The 18,848-nt window shown below is 68.8% G+C and carries 17 protein-coding genes and 1 pseudogene; 13 read left to right on the plus strand and 5 right to left on the minus strand.

The annotated features are described in order from the left end of the window. Positions 1–215 precede the first annotated feature (215 nt). The 4 genes from rpsF to rplI all read left to right on the plus strand — a co-directional run bounded on the left by rpsF (position 216) and on the right by rplI (position 2,000). Positions 216–506: a 30S ribosomal protein S6 gene (gene rpsF / locus ACLJWH_RS20540; protein WP_003978891.1), complete on the plus strand. Its 291-nt coding sequence runs from the start codon at positions 216–218 to the stop codon at positions 504–506. A gap of 82 nt (positions 507–588) precedes the next feature. Further along, on the plus strand, positions 589–1,188 hold the full coding sequence (locus ACLJWH_RS20545) for a single-stranded DNA-binding protein (RefSeq protein ID WP_411143174.1): 600 nt from the start codon (positions 589–591) through the stop codon (positions 1,186–1,188). A gap of 110 nt (positions 1,189–1,298) precedes the next feature. Continuing rightward, a complete protein-coding gene (gene rpsR, locus ACLJWH_RS20550; protein ID WP_003978893.1) occupies positions 1,299–1,535 on the plus strand; it encodes a 30S ribosomal protein S18 in 237 nt (78 codons plus the stop codon). An 18-nt stretch (positions 1,536–1,553) separates the two neighbouring features. After that, on the plus strand, positions 1,554–2,000 hold the full coding sequence (gene rplI / locus ACLJWH_RS20555) for a 50S ribosomal protein L9 (protein ID WP_411143175.1): 447 nt from the start codon (positions 1,554–1,556) through the stop codon (positions 1,998–2,000). 80 nt (positions 2,001–2,080) lie between these two features. On the opposite strand, the gene ACLJWH_RS20560 is transcribed toward rplI, so the two are convergent. Next, positions 2,081–2,950 carry a trypsin-like serine peptidase gene (locus ACLJWH_RS20560; RefSeq protein WP_411143176.1) on the minus strand — a complete coding sequence of 290 codons (870 nt, stop codon included), beginning with the start codon at positions 2,948–2,950 and terminating at the stop codon, positions 2,081–2,083. A gap of 39 nt (positions 2,951–2,989) precedes the next feature. Next, positions 2,990–4,327 (minus strand): MATE family efflux transporter, encoded by a 1,338-nt coding sequence (locus ACLJWH_RS20565; protein ID WP_411143177.1) that lies wholly within the window; start codon positions 4,325–4,327, stop codon positions 2,990–2,992. Positions 4,328–4,791: 464 nt separating this feature from the next. Between ACLJWH_RS20565 and dnaB the strand changes: the two genes are divergently transcribed. From dnaB to ACLJWH_RS20595, 6 genes are all read left to right on the plus strand, one after another. Continuing rightward, the gene (gene dnaB, locus ACLJWH_RS20570; protein ID WP_411143178.1) at positions 4,792–6,264 is read left to right on the plus strand and encodes a replicative DNA helicase; all 1,473 of its coding nucleotides are present in this window, start codon (positions 4,792–4,794) and stop codon (positions 6,262–6,264) included. 995 nt (positions 6,265–7,259) lie between these two features. Continuing rightward, complete coding sequence (locus ACLJWH_RS20575; protein WP_411143179.1) at positions 7,260–8,459, plus strand: MerR family transcriptional regulator; 1,200 nt, start codon at positions 7,260–7,262, stop codon at positions 8,457–8,459. Next, positions 8,459–9,208, plus strand: a complete 750-nt coding sequence (locus ACLJWH_RS20580) for a hypothetical protein (RefSeq protein WP_411143180.1) — start codon at positions 8,459–8,461, stop codon at positions 9,206–9,208. Before ACLJWH_RS20575 ends, ACLJWH_RS20580 begins: the two co-directional genes overlap by 1 nt. A gap of 293 nt (positions 9,209–9,501) precedes the next feature. Then, the gene (locus ACLJWH_RS20585; protein ID WP_411143274.1) at positions 9,502–10,893 is read left to right on the plus strand and encodes a serine hydrolase domain-containing protein; all 1,392 of its coding nucleotides are present in this window, start codon (positions 9,502–9,504) and stop codon (positions 10,891–10,893) included. Positions 10,894–11,044: 151 nt separating this feature from the next. Then, positions 11,045–12,184, plus strand: a complete 1,140-nt coding sequence (locus ACLJWH_RS20590) for a pyridoxal-phosphate-dependent aminotransferase family protein (RefSeq protein ID WP_411143181.1) — start codon at positions 11,045–11,047, stop codon at positions 12,182–12,184. A 773-nt stretch (positions 12,185–12,957) separates the two neighbouring features. Next, positions 12,958–13,662 carry a TetR/AcrR family transcriptional regulator gene (locus tag ACLJWH_RS20595; RefSeq protein ID WP_411143182.1) on the plus strand — a complete coding sequence of 235 codons (705 nt, stop codon included), beginning with the start codon at positions 12,958–12,960 and terminating at the stop codon, positions 13,660–13,662. 73 nt (positions 13,663–13,735) lie between these two features. Here the strand turns inward: ACLJWH_RS20595 and ACLJWH_RS20600 are convergent, their stop codons facing one another. Together ACLJWH_RS20600 and ACLJWH_RS20605 are read right to left on the minus strand one after the other, a co-directional pair. Next, complete coding sequence (locus ACLJWH_RS20600) at positions 13,736–14,188, minus strand: GNAT family N-acetyltransferase (protein WP_411143183.1); 453 nt, start codon at positions 14,186–14,188, stop codon at positions 13,736–13,738. A gap of 123 nt (positions 14,189–14,311) precedes the next feature. Beyond that, entirely contained in the window at positions 14,312–14,887 is a 576-nt protein-coding gene (locus ACLJWH_RS20605) for a MarR family winged helix-turn-helix transcriptional regulator (RefSeq protein WP_411143184.1), read from the minus strand. Between the two features lie 136 nt (positions 14,888–15,023). Here ACLJWH_RS20605 and ACLJWH_RS20610 point away from each other — a divergent pair, with 136 nt between their 5' ends. Further along, a complete protein-coding gene (locus ACLJWH_RS20610) occupies positions 15,024–16,241 on the plus strand; it encodes an MFS transporter (RefSeq protein ID WP_411143185.1) in 1,218 nt (405 codons plus the stop codon). A 219-nt stretch (positions 16,242–16,460) separates the two neighbouring features. Further along, positions 16,461–16,907, plus strand: coding sequence for a GlcG/HbpS family heme-binding protein (locus ACLJWH_RS20615; protein WP_411143186.1), 447 nt, complete (start codon positions 16,461–16,463; stop codon positions 16,905–16,907). Between the two features lie 236 nt (positions 16,908–17,143). On the opposite strand, the pseudogene ACLJWH_RS20620 reads toward ACLJWH_RS20615, so the two are convergent. After that, positions 17,144–17,651 (minus strand): annotated as a pseudogene (locus ACLJWH_RS20620) (DUF2269 domain-containing protein); the annotation flags it as partial. Between the two features lie 261 nt (positions 17,652–17,912). On the opposite strand from ACLJWH_RS20620, the gene ACLJWH_RS20625 reads away from it, so the two are divergent. After that, a complete protein-coding gene (locus tag ACLJWH_RS20625) occupies positions 17,913–18,548 on the plus strand; it encodes an HAD family hydrolase (protein WP_411143187.1) in 636 nt (211 codons plus the stop codon). The last annotated feature ends 300 nt before the right edge of the window (positions 18,549–18,848 follow it).

An 18,848-nucleotide genomic window follows, 5' to 3' on the forward strand; every position in this document is an offset into this window, starting at 1 on the left:
ACAGGGCGGCGCACTGTAACGCCGCTCACACCCGTTCTGTTCCAGATTGGGGGGTGGACCGGTCGGATTTCAACCGGGAGCCCCAGGGGAGGTACTGTGTACGGTCTGCGCCCATGTCTGTCCGGATGATCCGGACCGGCTCAGCGCGGAACGCATCATGACCCTCCTGCCACGGAACGACCGTGGCCGCTGAGTCCAAAGGAGGTGGGTTCTACATGCGTCACTACGAGGTGATGGTCATCCTCGACCCCGATCTCGAGGAGCGCGCTGTCTCCCCGCTGATCGAGAACTTCCTCTCCGTCGTCCGTGAGGGCAACGGAAAGGTCGAGAAGGTCGACACCTGGGGCCGTCGTCGTCTCTCGTACGAGATCAACAAGAAGCCCGAGGGCATCTACTCGGTCATCGACCTCCAGGCCGAGCCTGCGGTCGTCAAGGAGCTCGACCGTCAGATGAACCTGAATGAGTCGGTCCTCCGGACCAAGGTCCTCCGTCCCGAGACCCACTGAACGCGACAGCGTCCAGCGGTAACCGGGTTCGAGTAGCAGCAACACCAGCAGCCAGCAGCACACCCGCCGAGAGGTTCCCCTAATGGCAGGCGAGACCGTCATCACGGTTGTCGGCAATCTTGTCGACGACCCCGAGCTGCGCTTCACCCCGTCCGGTGCGGCGGTCGCGAAGTTCCGCGTCGCGTCCACTCCCCGCACCTTCGACCGTCAGACCAATGAGTGGAAGGACGGCGAGAGCCTGTTCCTGACCTGCTCGGTGTGGCGTCAGGCGGCGGAGAACGTCGCCGAGTCCCTCACGCGGGGTACCCGCGTGGTCGTGCAGGGCCGCCTCAAGCAGCGGTCGTACGAGGACCGCGAGGGCGTGAAGCGCACGGTCTACGAGCTCGACGTCGAGGAAGTGGGCGCGAGCCTGAAGAACGCTACGGCCAAGATCACCAAGACGAGTGGTCGCGGTGGTCAGGGCGGCGGCTTCGGCGGCGGTCAGCAGGGCGGTGGCGGCCAGGGTGGCAGCGGCTGGGGCGGCGGCCCCGGCGGCGGTCAGCAGCAGGGCGGCGGCGGTGCTCCCGCCGACGACCCGTGGGCGACCAGCGCTCCTGCCAGCGGTGGCCAGCAGGGTGGCGGTAACGGTGGTGGCTGGGGCGGTAGCTCCGGCGGCGGCTACTCGGACGAGCCGCCCTTCTAGGTCCGTACAGCTGGCTCGTCTCCGCGCTGTTTCACGTGAAACAGGGCTGTGAAATGACCAGGGGCCTTGGGGCGTCAGCACAAACTTCTTGAACTCACTGGAGAGAGACAATGGCGAAGCCGCCTGCTCGCAAGCCTAAGAAGAAGGTTTGCGTGTTCTGCAAGGAGAAGATCTCCTACGTCGACTACAAGGACACGAACCTGCTGCGGAAGTTCATCTCCGACCGCGGCAAGATCCGTGCCCGCCGGGTCACCGGCAACTGCACTCAGCACCAGCGTGACGTCGCGACGGCCGTGAAGAACAGCCGTGAGATGGCGCTGCTGCCCTACACGTCCACCGCGCGATAAGGGAAGGGTGACCGAATCATGAAGATCATCCTCACCCACGAGGTCTCCGGCCTCGGCACCGCCGGCGACGTCGTGGACGTCAAGGACGGTTACGCCCGTAACTACCTGGTCCCGCGTGGTTTCGCGATCCGCTGGACCAAGGGCGGCGAGAAGGACGTCGAGCAGATCCGTCGCGGTCGCAAGATCCGCGAGATCGCCACGATCGAGCAGGCCAACGAGGTCAAGGGCCGGCTTGAGGGCGTCAACGTGAAGCTGGCCGTTCGCGCCGGCGACGCGGGCCGCCTGTTCGGCTCCGTCACCCCGGCCGACGTCGCCTCGGCGATCAAGGCTGCCGGTGGCCCGGATGTCGACAAGCGTCGCGTCGAGCTCGGTACGCCGATCAAGACCCTGGGCGCGCACCAGGTCTCCGTGCGTCTGCACGCCGAGGTCGTTGCGAAGCTCGGCGTCGAGGTCGTCGCCGCGTAATCGCAGCACAATGCTGAAGGGCCGCATCCCGGAGACGGGGTGCGGCCCTTTGCTGTGTGTGCCGGTGGGCAGGTCCGCTCTCAGTCCTCGTCCTGGGCATGCTTGTAGAGCTTGGCGATTTCGTCGTTGAAGTACGCGGCGTAGGAGACATCGTCCTCGTCGCCGCCGCCCTGATGGCCGCCGAGGACGCCGATGACCGTGCCTGTGTGGCTCTTGGGGTCGTAGTCGGCCAGCCAGGGGCTGCCGCTTGTGCCGCCCTCGAAGTCGGTGCACTGGATCCGCAGCTGGGTGTCGCTGAACTTCGTGGTGCGGTTCTGGCAGGTAATGGGCGTGTTACGGCTGGTGGGATAGCCGGTGATCTTGACCTTGTTGTTGAAGCCCCGGTCGATGCCGAGGGTATTGCCGCCCAGCACGTCCTGGATTTCCTTGCCATTCTTGCTGTCGAGCACGAGGAAGGCGACGTCGGCGTTCTCGTCGTTCGACTTGATCCAGCGGTCGTCGACGATCACCTTCTTGACCTTCCACAGACCGGTGGGTTCGTCGCCGTTGCGGTAGTCGGGGGCGAAGACGAGGTTGTCGATCGTGGACCCGGCGTCGCTGTCGAAGGCGCAGTGTGCCGCGGTGATGAGCATGTTCCGGCCGGGGCTCTGCACCACGCTGGCGGTGCAGAAGTGATCGCCGGAGTCGTCCTTGTCGAAGATCGCGCCGATCCGGGCGTTCTGTTCGGTGCGGCGTGGGGTGTACGCGTTGCCGTCGTCGGCCGGGGCCGTCGCGGAGGGCTCCTGGTCCGGCGGGGACTGGTCGGAGTCGTCGGAGTCGCCGGACTTTCCGAAGCTGCTGCGGCCGACACTGGCCGTATCGGTTTCCTCGGCGGCGTAGCCCACCACGACAGTTGCCCCGACGATGATCATGGTCAGGGGCAGGATGGTTTTTCTGGCGAGCGGGCGCACACGGTCATTATCAACATGTGTTCGGGATTCCGGGATGGTTCAACGGGAGGCTCCCGTCACAATCCACCGGCCGGAGCGGGTACGCAGCCACAGCGTCAGCATGCGCACGGTCATCATCAGAGCCATCGCCCACCACAGCGCGACCAGCCCCCCGCCCAGGGCGGGCACGGCCAGTGCCACCGGCGCGAACAGGGCCAGTGTCACCACCATCGCCCCGGCCAGGTACGGACCGTCCCCGGCGCCCATCAGGACGCCGTCGAGAATGAAGACGATGCCGGAGACCGGCTGGGTGACGGCTACGACCAGGAGAGTGGTGAGCAGCGGTCCCTGTACCGCGGGGTCGGAGGTGAACAGGGGGATGAAGGCCGGCCGGGCGAGCACGACCACCACGCCGAGGACCACGCCCGAGGCGATTCCCCACTGGACCATGCGTCGGCAGGCGGCCTTGGCGCCGTCCCGGTCGCCCGCTCCGAGATAGCGCCCGATGATGGCCTGCCCGGCGATGGCGATGGCGTCCAGGGCGAACGCCAGCAGGGACCAGAGGGTGAGCACGATCTGGTGGGCGGCGATCTCGGCGTCGCCGAGTCGGGCGGCGACCGCGGTGGCGATCATCAGTACGGCACGCAGCGAGAGAGTGCGGACGAGCAGGGGCACACCGGCCTGGGCGGAGGCACGGATGCCCGCGGCGTCGGGGCGCAGCGCGGCGCCGTGCCGCCGGGCGCCACGGACCACGACGGTCAGGTAGACGGCGGCCATGCCGCACTGGGCTATGACGGTCCCCCAGGCGGAGCCCGCGATGCCGAGGCCGGCGCCGTAGACCAGGGCGACGTTGAGTACGGCGTTGGCGGAGAATCCTCCGATGGCGACGTACAGCGGGGTTCTGGTGTCCTGGAGGCCGCGGAGCACGCCGGTGGCGGCGAGCACGACGAGCATCGCGGGTATGCCGAGCGAGCTGATGCGAAGGTAGGTCGTGGCGTACGGGGCGGCGGTGCCGGAGGCGCCGAATATCTCGACGAGCCACGGTGCGGTGGGCAGCACGACTGCGATGACGGCGGCACCCAGGAGCAGGGCGAGCCAGATACCGTCCATGCCCTGGCGGATGGCTCCGGTGAGATCGCCGGCGCCGACCCTGCGGGCGACCGCGGCGGTGGTGGCGTACGCGAGGAAGACGAAAACGGAGACGGCGGTGGTCAGCAGCGCGGCGGCGATGCCGAGACCGGCGAGCTGGGGGGTGCCGAGGTGCCCGATGACGGCGCTGTCGACCATGACGAAGAGGGGTTCCGCGACCAGTGCGCCGAAGGCGGGCAGGGCGAGCGCGATGATCTCGCGGTCGTGGCGACGGTTGGTGCGCCGCGGTGTCGCGGGAGCCTGTGACATGGACTCAATCTAATCTTCCACAGGTAAGTGATGCAAATGCCTAGTGATCCTTACTTTCCGCCGTGTGGGGCTGCCTTCTCCACGTCGTTTGTCGCGATCTTGCACAGGTTGCAGAAGTTTTTCTCCCCCACAGCCTATGGATGAGAAAAGTGCAGGTCAGAGGCATGAGGGTGGAGTGATTGTGTGCTTGTCCACAGATGTTTCCCCCGTGCCGTGCACAGGTTCTGGGGACTTCTCCACAGCTATGGGGCCGTCATCCACATGGCCTGTGGATAACCAGATTGGCGGACGGCCTCCACGGGCCTACCGTAGTCCGGCGCCCGCCGCCTGTTCCGGCCTGAGGAACCGTCTGAACTCGACGCGCCGTAACCGGAGTCGGGCGTCTCGATTGTCAGAGCTGTGCCGTAAGAAAGAAGGGCACAGCAAGGTCCGCGTCGCGGACGGGAGGAGGTGCCGGGGTGAGCATGCCCGAGCCCGTGGAGGACCCCTGGGCGGACTCCGGTCCGAGCGACCGACTGCCGGCCGCCCGCTCCCGCCGCGGCGAGGGCAAGGGCCGCGGCCGCGGTGACCGCCAGGACCGCGGCGACGATGACGGCGGCTCCTGGGCCGGTGGCTTCGAGCGGGTGCCCCCGCAGGACCTGGACGCCGAGCAGTCGGTGCTCGGCGGCATGCTGCTGTCCAAGGACGCCATCGCGGATGTCGTCGAGGTACTCAAGGGCGACGACTTCTACCGCCCGGCCCATGAACTCGTTTTCCAGGCGATCCTCGATCTGTACGCCAAGGGTGAGCCGGCCGACCCCATCACCATCGCGGCGGAGCTGACCAAGCGCGGGGAGATCGCTAGGGTCGGCGGCGCATCGTATCTGCACACCCTCGTTCAGTCCGTGCCGACGGCCGCGAACGCCGAGTACTACGCGGAGATCGTCCACGAACGGGCCGTACTGCGCCGGCTGGTCGAGGCCGGCACCCGGATCACGCAGATGGGATACGCCGCGGACGGCGACGTCGACGAGATCGTCAACAGCGCCCAGGCGGAGATCTACGCCGTCACCGAGCAGCGGACCAGCGAGGACTATCTGCCGCTCGGCGACATCATGGAGGGCGCCCTCGACGAGATCGAGGCGATCGGCTCGCGCCAGGGCCAGATGACCGGCGTACCCACCGGCTTCACCGACCTGGATTCCCTGACGAACGGTCTGCACCCGGGCCAGATGATCGTGATCGCGGCCCGTCCCGCCATGGGTAAGTCGACGCTCGCGCTGGACTTCGCGCGGGCCTGTTCGATCAAGAGCAATCTGCCGAGCGTGATCTTCTCGCTCGAAATGGGGCGCAACGAGATCGCGATGCGTCTGTTGTCCGCCGAGGCCCGGGTGGCGCTGCACCACATGCGGTCCGGCAGCATGACGGACGAGGACTGGACGCGGCTGGCGCGGCGGATGCCGGATGTCTCGGCCGCTCCGCTGTACATCGACGATTCGCCGAACCTGTCGATGATGGAGATCCGCGCGAAATGCCGCCGGCTCAAGCAGCGCAACGAGCTGAAGCTCGTGGTCATCGACTATCTCCAGCTGATGCAGTCCGGCGGCTCGAAGCGCGCCGAGAGCCGTCAGCAGGAGGTCTCGGACATGTCCCGAAACCTCAAGCTGCTCGCGAAGGAACTGGAGCTTCCGGTCATCGCGCTCTCTCAGCTGAACCGTGGCCCCGAACAGCGTACGGACAAGAAGCCGATGGTCTCCGACCTGCGTGAATCCGGTTCGATCGAGCAGGACGCCGACATGGTGATCCTGCTGCACCGCGAGGACGCCTACGAGAAGGAGTCCCCACGCGCGGGTGAGGCCGACCTGATCGTGGCGAAGCACCGTAACGGCCCCACTGCGACGATCACCGTGGCGTTCCAGGGCCACTACTCGCGGTTCGTGGACATGGCGCAGACGTGAGGGAGGGCTGTAGGGGCTGATTTAGTTCAGCAGTCGAGCCCGTATCTCAGCAGTAGTCGAGCACGTGGTGCCCTACTTCAGCAGCCGTCCTGTTGACCAGCGGTGATGAAAGCCGACGGGGCCGGATCTATGCGCGGCCACCTCGTCCTGGTGCTCAACTTCCAGGGTCGGGAGGACTGTCCGGTTGCTGAACTACCGCAACGATGCAGGCGGATTGCTCGAATCTCTCCGGTCCTTACAGGGCAGGTTCCGCGGCTTGATGCGCAGTGCGTACGTAGTGCATGCGTAGTGCCGGCCGAGAGCGCGCAGCGCACACGCGAATCCGGGAGCCCGTCCGTGGTGGTAGCGGTCCGTAGCCATCTCCGCAGCTGCGATCAGCTGTCCGTTCGGGAGCCTGCTGTCGCCTGACGTGCCAGCATGAGCCGGTGACTGAGCTACTGCCCCAGTCCGGTGTGGAAGTTCTGGGCGTTCACCGACTCCGCCTGGTCGAAACCCCGGCACCGTGAGTGTCGCCCGAGGAACTGCTCGCCATGAACCGCATCTGGGATGAGGCGGTGGCCCGGAGCCCGTATCTCTTCGACGGGCAGATGGTTGCCTGCACGGGGCTGGAGTGGCAGGAGCAGGAGTGGCAGGGGCAGGAACTGGTGCTCTCGTGGGCGAGGGCGACGTACCGGTATCGCGCTCTTCGTCGGATCCGGAGAGCCAGTGGGTGGCTGCCGTCGTCCCTGGTCGTGACCATTTTGCAGCCGACGGATGGCGGGGAGCTGTGGTGGGACGAGGATCGGTATCCACTGCCGCTCCCGGTCGCTGGCAGTTGCCTGGTGAGTCGGCCGAACCGCCGGAGAAGGGTGATCCCGGCTGCATTGCGGTCCCGGCTTCCGAAAGCTGGGCTGCGGTGCCCCACCGGATCGCCCGAGTCAGGTGGTCCGGTGGGGCCGCTTGGGCGGGTGGAGGGTTTTGACCTTCAGGTTGGTTGAAGGCCGACAATCGCGTGCATGGACGACACCGAAGAGCTGTTGAGCATTGGCGCGTTTGCCCGGCGAGTCGGGCTGACGCCCAGTGCCCTGCGGTTTTACGACGACTGCGGGGTGCTGCGGCCGGCTCGGGTGGACGCGACGACGGGGTATCGGCACTACGCGGCGGGTCAGCGCGGGCGGGCGGTGCGGCTGCGGCGGTTGCGGGAGGCCGGACTGGCGTTGGTGGATGTCGCGGTCGTACTGGACGGGCCCGGGGACGCGGCGCGTGGCGTGCTGCGGGGGCATCTGGAGCGGACGCGGCGGTCGGCCAGCGCGGCGCAGGAAGTGTTGGAGGGGTTCCTGAGTGAAGTGGTGGGGGAGACGGGGTGCGGGCGGGTTCGGGCGCAGGCTCGGATCGGGGGCGCCGAACTCGCCGGCGCGGTACGGCAGGTGGCGCCCGCGGTGGCCGCTGGTGCGGCGCGTGAGGAGTTTCCGGTACTGGGCTGTGTGCTGCTCGAACTCGTCCACGGCGAGGTACGGCTGGTGGCCACGGACCGTTACCGACTGGCGGTGCGGGTACTGCGGTCCGCGGACTTCGAGGGCGGGCCGCGGCGGGCGCTGATCGACGCGGCCGCGGCGCGGGGGCTGGCGGACTGGGCCGTACGGCAAGGGACGGTCGAGGTGGAGTGTGCGGAGGAGGAAGGGGCGGGGACGGAGGCCGGCGCGGGGGTTCGGCTGCGGGGCGTGGAGGACTTCCCGGCGCGGTGGGAGGACGAGGGCGCTGGGTGGAGCATCCGCGGGGAGTGCGGGGAGTTTCCGGATTACCGGTTGATGCTGGAGGGGCTGACGGCCGGGCGACACCGGATCATCACCGACCGGGGCGGGCTGCGGGACGCGATCGACGGGCGGGCCGGCGCGGTGTCGTGCACCGTCCGCGCGGATGACGCGGCAGGACCACGGAAGACCGGGACGGAACTCGAAGTGGCGGGCGGGGATCGGGACACCGTCCGGCTGCGTGCGGTCTGTACGGGACCGGCGCTGCGGATCGCCTTTGATCCGGCCGTACTTGTGCCGGCACTGGAGGCCGGCGTGGGTCCCGATGTGCTGCTGGAGATCGCTTCGGCGGACCGGCCCGTCGTGGTCCGCTCGGCTGACCAGGGAAGTTTCACGACATTGGTGATGCCGGTGCGTGACGTGCCGGCGCCGGCCGTACCGATGGCTGAGGAGGGGAGAGGCTGATGGCTGAAGAGAGCGGCACGCGGATGGATCCGGCGCTTCCGGTGGTGCGGTTGTGCGTCGAGGGGATGCGGGCGGAGGCGGACGGCCGGGCCGACGCGGCGCACGCGCTCTTCCGGCGGGCCTGGGACATCGCAGCCGACGACTATGAGGCGTGCATCGCCGCGCACTATCTCGCGCGGCATCAGAGCTCGACCGAAGAGACGCTCCGCTGGAACCAGGAATGCCTGGATCGCGCTGACCTGGTGGGCGATGAGCGGGTACGGGGCTTCTATCCGTCGCTGTACGTGAACATCGGCCATACGTACCAGAAGCTCGGCCAACTCGACCTGGCACACGCCTGTTTCGTCCGGGCCGCCGAGTGTGTGTCCGAGATACCCGAGGGGCAGTACGGCGACTGGAACCGGTTCGCCGTCGCGGCGGGATTGCGTAGCACGGCTGCGGCTGCGGCTGCGGAGACGGTGGTACCGGGTTCGGAAGTCGCGGTGGCGGCAGCGGGCGAAGGCGCTGGTGGGCAGGCCGGGCCATGGGCCGTCGATGAGCGGATCGGCGAACTGCTGGCGCGGTGGTGTGCGCGGGCCGAGCTCCAGGTGCTCGGACTGACACTCCCGGCCTATCTGGGGTACCTCGGAACGGACGACGACCGGCTGCGGCTGCGGACCGCGCTGCACATGGTGCATGCGGCGCGCAGGCTCCCGGAGGACGAGCAGACGGCGCTCGGCGAGGTGATCGGGTCGGCCGTGTTGCGGTGAGGTGGTGGGGGAAAGCGATGGGGCCGTCCTCGGTGGGCGGGCCAGCGGCTGGACGGATGGGCGGGTGGCTCTGGCGTCGGGGGCGGTGGCCGGTAGAGGGTGATCGGTGGCGGGCAATCGCCTGTCCATGAGCTTGATCGCCGTCGAGGAGCGCCATGACCATCGCACCGTCCGCGAAGTCCCACGAGCCCGAGCCGCACGTGGCCGGGGCCCCCGCCGTGAGGGAGGCGGCGCGGATCCCCGCCACCGGGCCGACGGGGACCGTCGATGGGCCCGATGCGATCGCGGAACTGATGCCGCAGACCCGGCGGGCGTTGCTGCGCAGGCTGGCGATCGGGCAGGCCGAGGGGCGGGCGCCCTCGATGATGGGCGCGGTCGTCCGCGGCGGGAGACCGGTCTGGACGGGGGCCCGGGGCTCGGTGGCGGGGGAGGAACCACACAGCGATGTGCAGTACCGCATCGGGTCGATCACCAAGACGTTTGTCGCCGTGATGGTGCTGCGGCTGCGGGATGCGGGGCTGCTGCGGCTGGCGGACCCGATCGGCAGGTACGTGGAGGACACTCCGGTACCGGAGGCGACGATCGCCCAACTGCTCGCACACAACTCGGGGTTGGCGGCGGAACCGCGGGGGCCGTGGTGGGAGCGGACAGCGGGCGAGCTGCGGCCCGAACCGGCCGACCTCTTCGGTGAGCGGCCGCAGCGCCTTCCGGCCGGACGGCGACACCACTATTCCAACACCGGGTATGCCCTGCTGGGCGCGCTCGTCGAACGGCTTCGGGACGGCGAGGCATGGGGCGAGGTGCTGCGTCGCGAAGTGCTGGAGCCGCTGGGCATGCGGCGCACGACGCTCCGGCCGCTGATGCCGCACGCGGACGGCTGGGCGGTGCACCCATGGGCTGATGCCCTGCTTCCCGAACCCGCTCAGGACACCGGACTGATGGCGCCGGCCGGGCAGCTGTGGTCCACGCTGGACGACCTGTGCCGGTGGGCGGCGTTCTTGCTGCGCGGCGATGAGCGGGTACTGAGCGCGGCGAGCCTCGACGAGATGCGGACGCCGGCGGTGCCGCCGGAGCATGACGGCTGGGACGCGGGCTATGGGCTGGGGCTTCAGCTCGTGCGACGGAACGGAGGGCGGGCGGGCGGCGCCGAAGGGGCGCGGAGCGGGCGCCGGCTGGCAGGGCACACCGGGTCGATGCCGGGGTTCCTGGCGGCCCTGTGGGTCGATACCGAGGAGGACCTCGCCGGGATCGCGCTGGCCAACTGCACCTCGGGAACCGCGATCGGTGCGGTGGCCGGAGATCTTCTGGAGATCGTGGCCGACCGCGAACCGCGGATCCCGGAGCCGTGGCGCCCGCTGCCCGGCCCCCTGGACAAGGATCTGCTGGCGCTCACCGGACCCTGGTACTGGGGAGCGAACCCGTTCGCGCTGCGGTTGCGTGCCGACCGCGCACTGGAGCTCGTACCGCTCTCGGGGCCGGGGCGCGCTTCACGCTTCCGGGCGGAGCCCGACGGCACATGGACCGGCCTGGACGGCTACTACGCGGGGGAGACGCTGCGGGTGGTGCGTACCGAGGACGGCTCGGCGGATCATCTGGATCTGGGGACGTTCATCTTCACTCGTGGGCCGTACGAGCCCGCCGGGCCGGTGCCCGGCGGGGTGGATGTGGAGGGCTGGCGGGTCTGAGCGAGCGCCGCACGGCCGGTCTGTGGAGCCGGAGTCCGGGGCGAGAGCTGTGGCCGGGACCATACGGCGGGGACGCGGTGGGCGGACGTACAGTCGATCCAGATGTCAGGAGCCGCCCCATCATGCGGCTCGCTACCGCTGGAAGGCCACTGTGACTGCCGTGACTGCGAATGCCGATGCCCCGGTTCTGCTCGACCTGCCGCCGCTCGGCGCAGCCCACTTCGCGCGGATCGAGGACAAGGTCGCAGCGCTGATGCGTACCCGCTGTGATGTGGTGGCGATGCAGGGCGAGGCGCTGCTGCCGCTGGAGGCATGTATCCGGTCGGCCGTACGGCCCGGCAGTACCGCGCTCAACATCATCACCGGCCCGTACGGCGAGACGTTCGGCGGCTGGCTGCGGTCCTGCGGCGCCGAGGTCGTCACGATCACCGCGCCTTTTACGGGCGCGGTCAGCCCGCAGCAGGTGGCGGACGCGCTGCGGGAGCACCCCGAGATCGACTTTGTGAGCCTGGTGCACGCCGAGGCGGCGACCGGCAACACCAACCCGGTTGCCGAGATCGGCGCGGTGGTGCGTGCGCACGGTGCGCTGCTGATGCTGGACGCGGTCGCTTCGGTGGGTGCCGAGCCGCTGCTCACCGATGAGTGGGGCGTGGACCTGTGCGTGATTGGTGGCCAGAAGGCGCTGGCCGGACCTGCCGGTGTTTCTGCGGTCTCGGTCAGCGCCCGCGCCTGGGAGCGCATCGCGGCCAATGAGCAGGCTCCCCGACGCTCTTACCTCTCGCTGCTGGACTGGAAGGAGCGCTGGATCGACGGCGGGCGCTCTGCCCTGCCGCACGCTCCGGCGCAGCTGGAGATGCTCGCCCTGGAGCAGGCCGTGGACCGTATCGAGGACGAAGGGCTGGATGCGGTCATCGCACGGCACCGTGCGGCTGCCGGGGCGCTCCGTGCGGGTGTGAGGGCGCTCGGCGGGCTGGTGCCGTACGTGATCCGTGACGAGGACGCGGCGCCGGCGGCGACGACGCTCCGCGCGCCGGTGGGCCTGGATGCCCGCGAGGTGGTGTCCGCCGCGCTCGGCGCCGACGGCTCGGTGCCGGTGCAAGCCGCGGCCGGTGCACTGACCAAGGAAATGATCCGGGTGAACCATTACGGCCGTGCCGCGGACCGCGATGTGGTGCTGGCCTCGCTGGCGGCGCTGGCCACCGGTCTGCGGGCAGTGGGCATGGATGCCGATGGCGACGCGGCGGCCACGGCGGCCGAAGAGGCATGGAATGAGGTACCCGCCGCGCGCTGACCGGTGGCGCCGCGCAGGTCCCGGGGTGGGGCCGTGTTTCACGTGAAACACGGCCCCACCCCTTTGCGTTGGTGCGTTGGCGTGGCGGCGTCCTGATTGGTCTGGTGCGTGTGCTGCTGGTGGTGCGAGGTCCGTGGTCGTGGCGGCGAGGGCGGGTGGCTTGGCTCTGTTTCACGTGAAACGGGGTGGGGTGGTGATGGGGGTGGGTAGGGGTGCATCAGCCGCTTGGCTGGGCCCCAACTGACGTTGCTTGAAGGGGATTTGAGGATGGGGGTGAGGGGATTCGGCGCCTGGGTATCTCGGAAGTGCGGAACGTATCCCGGAAATGTGGAATCCCGGAATCTCGGAATGCTGAGGTGATGGCATCTCAGGGATCTGGAGGGTCCGGGGGCTCGACTGCTTCGAGCGCTGTGGCCGTTCCGCGGCGTTGTGACCGTCCCCGACGCCGTGGCCTTCTTCGGCATCGCGACCGCTTCGGGGCTCATGGATGTCCCCGACATCGTGACCGTTCCCCCATCAGCGACTGCTCCTCAAGCAGCGACCGCTCCCAGGGTCGTATCAGCCTCCCAATGCAGCAACCGCTTCCAGCGCCGTGATGAACCCAGAGTGGCTATCCGCACGCATGTTTTAAAGCTCCCATAGAATCGGAACGAGTAGCCCGTTTCGATTCTGGGTGTGCTCTGTCGTGGTGGTGGCCGGTCTCAGGAGGATTGCGGATGTCGGGCGGCGGTTCAGCTCCCTCTCGGGCGGATGCGCGGCGTAACAGGGCGCTGGTGCTTCAGGCGGCCCGATCTGCTTTCGAGGAGCAGGGGTTGGGGGCTCCGCTCGGGGAGATCGCACGTCGTGCCGGGGTCGGTGCGGGGACGGTGTACCGACATTTCCCGTCCAAAGAAGCCCTGTTCCATGCGGCGGTCGCGGACCGGATCCAGCTCTTCACCGATACCGCGAAGGATTTGGCCGATGCCGGGGATCCGGGCGGCGTCTTCTTTCGCTTCCTCGCGTCGGTGGTTCGGCTGGCCGCCGAGAACAAGGCCCTGTGCGATGCGCTGGAGGCGTCCGGGGAGAGGGGATTCGAGGGCGTTTCGGGGTCCGGGCGGGACTTCGGCGAGGCCCTGGGCGTCCTGTTGGTACGGGCGCAGCAGGCCGGCGCGGTAAGGATGGACGTCGAGCTGGATGATGTCCGTGCGCTGCTGGCCGGTTGTCTGTCGATGGAGCGGCGGCGGATGGGCACGGGGGGTTCGACAGGGGTGCCGGGCCGGATGACGGCGCTGATGTGCGAGGGGCTTCGGGCGCGCCACGACGTAACGAAACTTCCGATCCGTGGGCCGGAACATAACGAAACCCGGTGTGCGGTGTGCGGCGGGCCGGTCACGGTGGCCCGTACCGGCCGGCCCGCGAGGTACTGCGGCGGAGCGTGCCGCCAGAAGGCGCACCGGGCGCGGGTCCGTACCAGCGACAGCGCGAAGACGGAGCAATAGGAGCGGGGGAGCGGCAGCTGGAGAGGGGACGGAGGCGGAGGGAGGAGAAGGGGGGGAGGAGGCGCGGGGGAGTTCAGAGCTGGAGCTTGAATCCCAGGTGGGACGCTTCGAAGCCGAGGCGCTCGTAGAAACGGTGGGCGTCGATGCGGGTCGCGTCGGAGGTGAGCTGCACCAGCTGACAGCCGAGTGAGCGGGATTCCGCGACCGCCCATTCGATGAGCTGGGTGCCCAGGCCGCTGCCCCGCTCGTCGGTGTGAACCCGAACGCTCTCGATGATCGCGCGGGTGGCGCCGCGCCGCGAGAGGCCGGGGATGGCCGTGAGCTGGAGGGTGCCGACCGTACGTTCCTCGCGGACCGCGACGATCAGGTGCTGATGCGGGTCGGTGGCCAGCCGCTCGTACGCGGCGCGGTACGGCGTCAGATCGTCCGGTGACTCGCGGGCGGCGCCCAGTGCGTCATCGGCCAGCATCGCGACGATGGCGGGCAGGTCGGCCTCGGTGGCGCGGCGTATCTCGATATCGCTCATGGGCGCGACTTTATGCGGTGCCCGCGCGGCGCCGTACACAGCCGTGGAGACGTACGGCCGTGCCCGGCGGCCGCGCCTGGCGTCCGTACCCGGCAGCCGGTGCCCGATAGCCGTACGAGGGCGTTATGCCGGGGGGACGAGGGTCTCGACGGCGGTGACCAACGGGGCCAACTCGGGGATTTTTGCGGCGTTCTGGAGAGCTTCCCGCAGGGCGCTGTCATGGGTGGGGCGGGCCTGGGCGAGGAGCGCGAGCCCATCGGGCGTGACGTTGGTGTAGATGCCGCGTCGGTCGTCGGGGCAGAGATAGCGCGCGAGCAGTCCGCGTTCCTCAAGGCGGGTGACCAGGCGCGTGGTGGCGCTCTGGCTGAGGACGACGGAGTCCGCGACCTGGTGCATCCGCAGATGGCCGCCCGGTCCGTCGTGCTGCTCGCTGAGCGCCATGAGGACCGAGAACTCCCTGACGCTGAGATCGTGCCCGGCCTGTAGCGCGCGCTCGATGTGCGTCTCGATCCGGCCGTGCAGCGCGGAGAGCGCGCACCAGCCCTGGGCGAGTCCACGGGCGGGTGCCGACCGTGGCACCGGACGTCCGGGCGCGGTGGTGGTGGCGGGGCCCGTCGGGAGGTCGGGCCCGTCCTGGGGTGCGGGCACCTGCTGGAGAACAGGCGTTGCCGGTGGCGTCTCATGCGTCTGCCGCGTCATCGAAGACCTCCTCATGGGTCGCACGAACCAGGATAGGGCACTTCTGAAATAGCCCGCGTTTGCAATTAGTCGGCGTCTGCAATTATTGTGAACGCCTACAAGGGTCGTATGCAACCATATGAAGGGACCGCCCGTCATGCCTCTCGCTCTCCTGGCGCTCGCCATCGGCGCCTTCGGGATCGGAACGACCGAGTTCGCGGTGATGGGCCTGCTGCCCGATATGGCGGCCGGTTTCGGTGTCTCCATCCCGCTGGCCGGCTACGCGACCACCGTCTACGCGCTGGGAGTGGTGATCGGTGCGCCGCTGATGACCGCCCTCGGAACGCGGCTGACCCGCAAGCAGATGCTGATGCTGCTGATGGGGCTGTTCATCGTGGGCAACGTGCTCACGGCCGTGGCGCCTGTTTTCGGCATCGTGCTGCTCGGCCGGATCGTTTCCTCCTTCACACACGGCGCGTTCTTCGGCATCGGCGCTCTGGTGGCCGCCGATGTCGTGGCCCCCGAGAAGCGGGCCGCCGCCATCTCGCTGATGTTCAGTGGACTGACCCTCGCCAACGTGGTGGGCGTACCGGTCGGCACCATGCTCGGCCAGCGGTTCGACTGGCGAGTCACCTTCTTCGCCATTGCCGCGCTCGGCGTGATCGGCCTGCTGGGCGTCGTCAAGCTCGTACCGGCGCAGCGGGCGAAGGCGGCCGCCTCGATCGGCCGTGAGCTGGCGGTCTTCCGCAACCCGCAGGTCGGTCTCGCGATGCTGATGACGGTCCTCGGCTTCGGCGGTGTCTTCGCGGCCGTCACCTACCTCGCCTCGATGATGACCGAGGTGACCGGCTTCGCGCCGTCCTCCGTCATCTGGCTGACGGCCGTCTTCGGCCTCGGCATGGTCGTCGGAAACCTGATTTCCGGCCGTTTCACCGACCGCGCCATGATGCCGATGCTCTATGTGTCGCTGACCGGCCTGGCACTCGCGCTGGCCGCGTTCACGTTCACCGCGCACAACAAGGTGGCCGCGACGATCACCATCGCGCTGATCGGTGCCTTCGGCTTCGCGACCGTGCCGCCGTTGCAGAAGCGGGTGATGGACCAGGCCGCCGCGGCGCCGACGCTCGCCTCGGCGGGCAATATCGCGGCCTTCAACTTCGGTAACGCGCTCGCCGCCTGGCTCGGCGGGCTCGTCATCTCGGCCGGACTCGGCTTCACCGCGCCCAACTGGGTCGGCGCGCTGATGACCGTCGCGGCGCTAGGTGTGGCGCTCATCGCGTCCGCCCTGGAGCGGCGCTCAACGGGCGGCGGGCGGGTGCCGGCCGCGGGCGGCACCGTCGTGGCTGCCGATGAGGCTGTGCTGGTCGCCGACTAGTACGGGCCAATTGCTGACCACTACGCAGAGGTTCTCGACGCATACAGATCGACCACCGTCCAGTACGGACCGAACTCCCTTCAGTTCCCCTACGTACCGACCACCGTCCAGTACGGATCGAACTCCCTCCGGTTCCGTACGTACCGACCACTGACCAGTAGGTACCGACCACTGATCAGTACGTATCGCCGCTGACGAGATCACAAGGAGCACCACCCCATGAGCACCACCGCCCACACCACCGCCATCCCCACCGTGCGTCCCCTCACCACCGGTGACGCGGATGTCCTTATCGAGGCCGCTCGTCGGGCCGCCGATGGCCTCGGGGTACGTGGCAGCGTCACCGTGTTGGACGCGGGTGGTCAGCTGCTCGGGTTCCGGCGGCACGACGAGGCGGTGCTGATCTCGGGCGAGACCAGCACCCGCAAGGCGTACACCGCGCTCCAGTTGGACGCGCCGACCGCCGACCTCGTGGACCTCGTACGGCCCGATGGCCCCTTCCACACCCTGCCCACCGCGCTGGACCGGCCGCTGCTCTTCATCGCGGGCGGCGTACCGGTCCACCGGGACGGCCGGCTGATCGGCGCGATCGGCTTCGGCGGCGGCACCCCGGAGCAGGACCACCGGATCGCCACCGAGGCACGGGCGGAGGCACAGCTCGTCTGACGGCGGTCCCGGGACTGCCGGCGAGGGTCCGCCTCCTGACAACCGGCCGCCCTCTTCGAACAGGCCGCCCCGTCACCGCTGATCCGACGGGGGCCCGCCGCCGACGAATGCTCGCGCCGTAGGCCCGCTCCCGCGTTCGTTCTCGTTGCCGTTCGCCATCCCGTACATCCAGTACATCCCGTACTCGTCGGAGCTACTCCGACGTCCCCGTTCGCGGACCTCTGCCGACTGTGCTGCTGTGCTGCGCGCAGTCGGCTGCCGCGTTTGGTCGGTCCCCAGGGCTTGAGGACGGAGACTGTGGTGCGGAAGAGGTAGGTGACCGTGACGACCGAGGGCGCGACGAGGAGGGTGATGTCGGGGGGCGGTACGCCCGCGGCGGCCTCGGCCGCGAGGCGGTTGATGCCTGGCCGGAACAGGAAGACCGCAACAGCACGGTGATCAGGGTCAGCCAGAACTTGGTGTGGAACCGGCGGTACCTGGCCGGCCCCCACGACGTACCCAGAGCCAGTCCGAGTCCGCTGACCAGCGACGCCAGGGTGATGGGGAGCACCCGCCAGCTACCGAAGACCTTCATCGCGCGGTAGGCGACCGCCGCCATCGCGGGGGGCCGGTGGTGTAGCCGGTGATGCTCAGGGCGAGCAGCCCGAGGGTGAGCAGCCCGAGGGTGAGCCCGAACCAGCCGACAGAGACGGCGATATGGACGACGAGGGGGGCCCGGCGGGCGGGACGGCTGAGGCGGGGCATGCGCTCCACGGTGGTGCGCGGTGACTCGTGAGGCATCTGACGGCGGGAGTGTCCGCAGGTACGCGGGACTGAGTACGTATGGGGTCCGAGCGGGGCAGGCCGGTGCCGAAGCCACTCCTGCACCTTCCGAAGCCACTGCTGCACATGTCCAAGTCACTCCTGCTCCTTCCCTCGCACCCTCCTCCGTTGCCTCCGTCGTCCCCGCACCCTCCTGCGGGCTCGTGCGTGCTTTCGACCACCAGGCGTCTTAGGCTCCGGCGTATGGGGAAGCTGCATCTGTTTGATATGGACGGGACCCTGCTCTACGGATCTGCTGCCGCCGTCGAGATCTCCCGGCAACTCGGGCTGGAGCGGGAGATCGACGAGCTGGAACGCGGGTTCGCGGCGGGCGAGCTGACGCCGCCGGAGTTCGCCCAGTTGGCGTGCGATCTATGGGCCGCCGAGCTGACCGAACCGCAGGTGGCGGCTGCCTTCGAGAGCGCACCGTGGCTGGCCGGAATTCAGGAGGTCTGGGCGGACATACGGGCACGCGGCGAGCGGTGCGCGGTGATCTCGCTCTCGCCGAGCTTCTTCGTCGAACGGCTGCTGGCGTGGGGCGCGGATGCCGCGTGCGGTTCGCGCTGGCCCGCGGTGCCGATCCGGGAGCGGGTGGTGCCGGCCGGCATCCTCTCGTCAGCGGCGAAGGTACGGATCGCCGACGAACTCTGCGCGCGATACGGACTGACCCGGGCCGACTGCGTGGCGTACGGGGACTCCATGTCGGACACCGATCTGTTCGCCGCGGTACCGGCATCGGTGGCCGTGAACGCGGATCACCATGTCAGTGACCTGGCCTCATATGCGTATGCGGGGCGTGATTTGCGGGAGGCATACGAACTGGTCCGTACCGGCCCGTAATTCAGGCAGTCCACGGTCGATTCGTCCGCGGTAGGTGCTGAGAACGCGTGCTGTGGGGAGGGTCGGGGACATCAGATTGCAGGAATGCAGGAATGCAGGAATGCAGGAATGCGGCAAGGCGGGAATGCGGGAATCCGTGGAGAGTTCTCGGCTCAGGGATTGTGGTTTCAGCTGCTGCCGGTGAGGCCGCAGCAGGATCGGTGGAGGTGAGTGCTTTCGTGGGTCTGCGAAGGGTGTGTGAAACCTGCCGGTGTAGTGGCGGGATGACCCTTGAAAGACGGACTTCTTGCCATGTTTCCG

This window comes from Streptomyces sp. x-80 (assembly GCF_046549095.1).
GTDB lineage: Bacteria > Actinomycetota > Actinomycetes > Streptomycetales > Streptomycetaceae > Streptomyces > Streptomyces celluloflavus.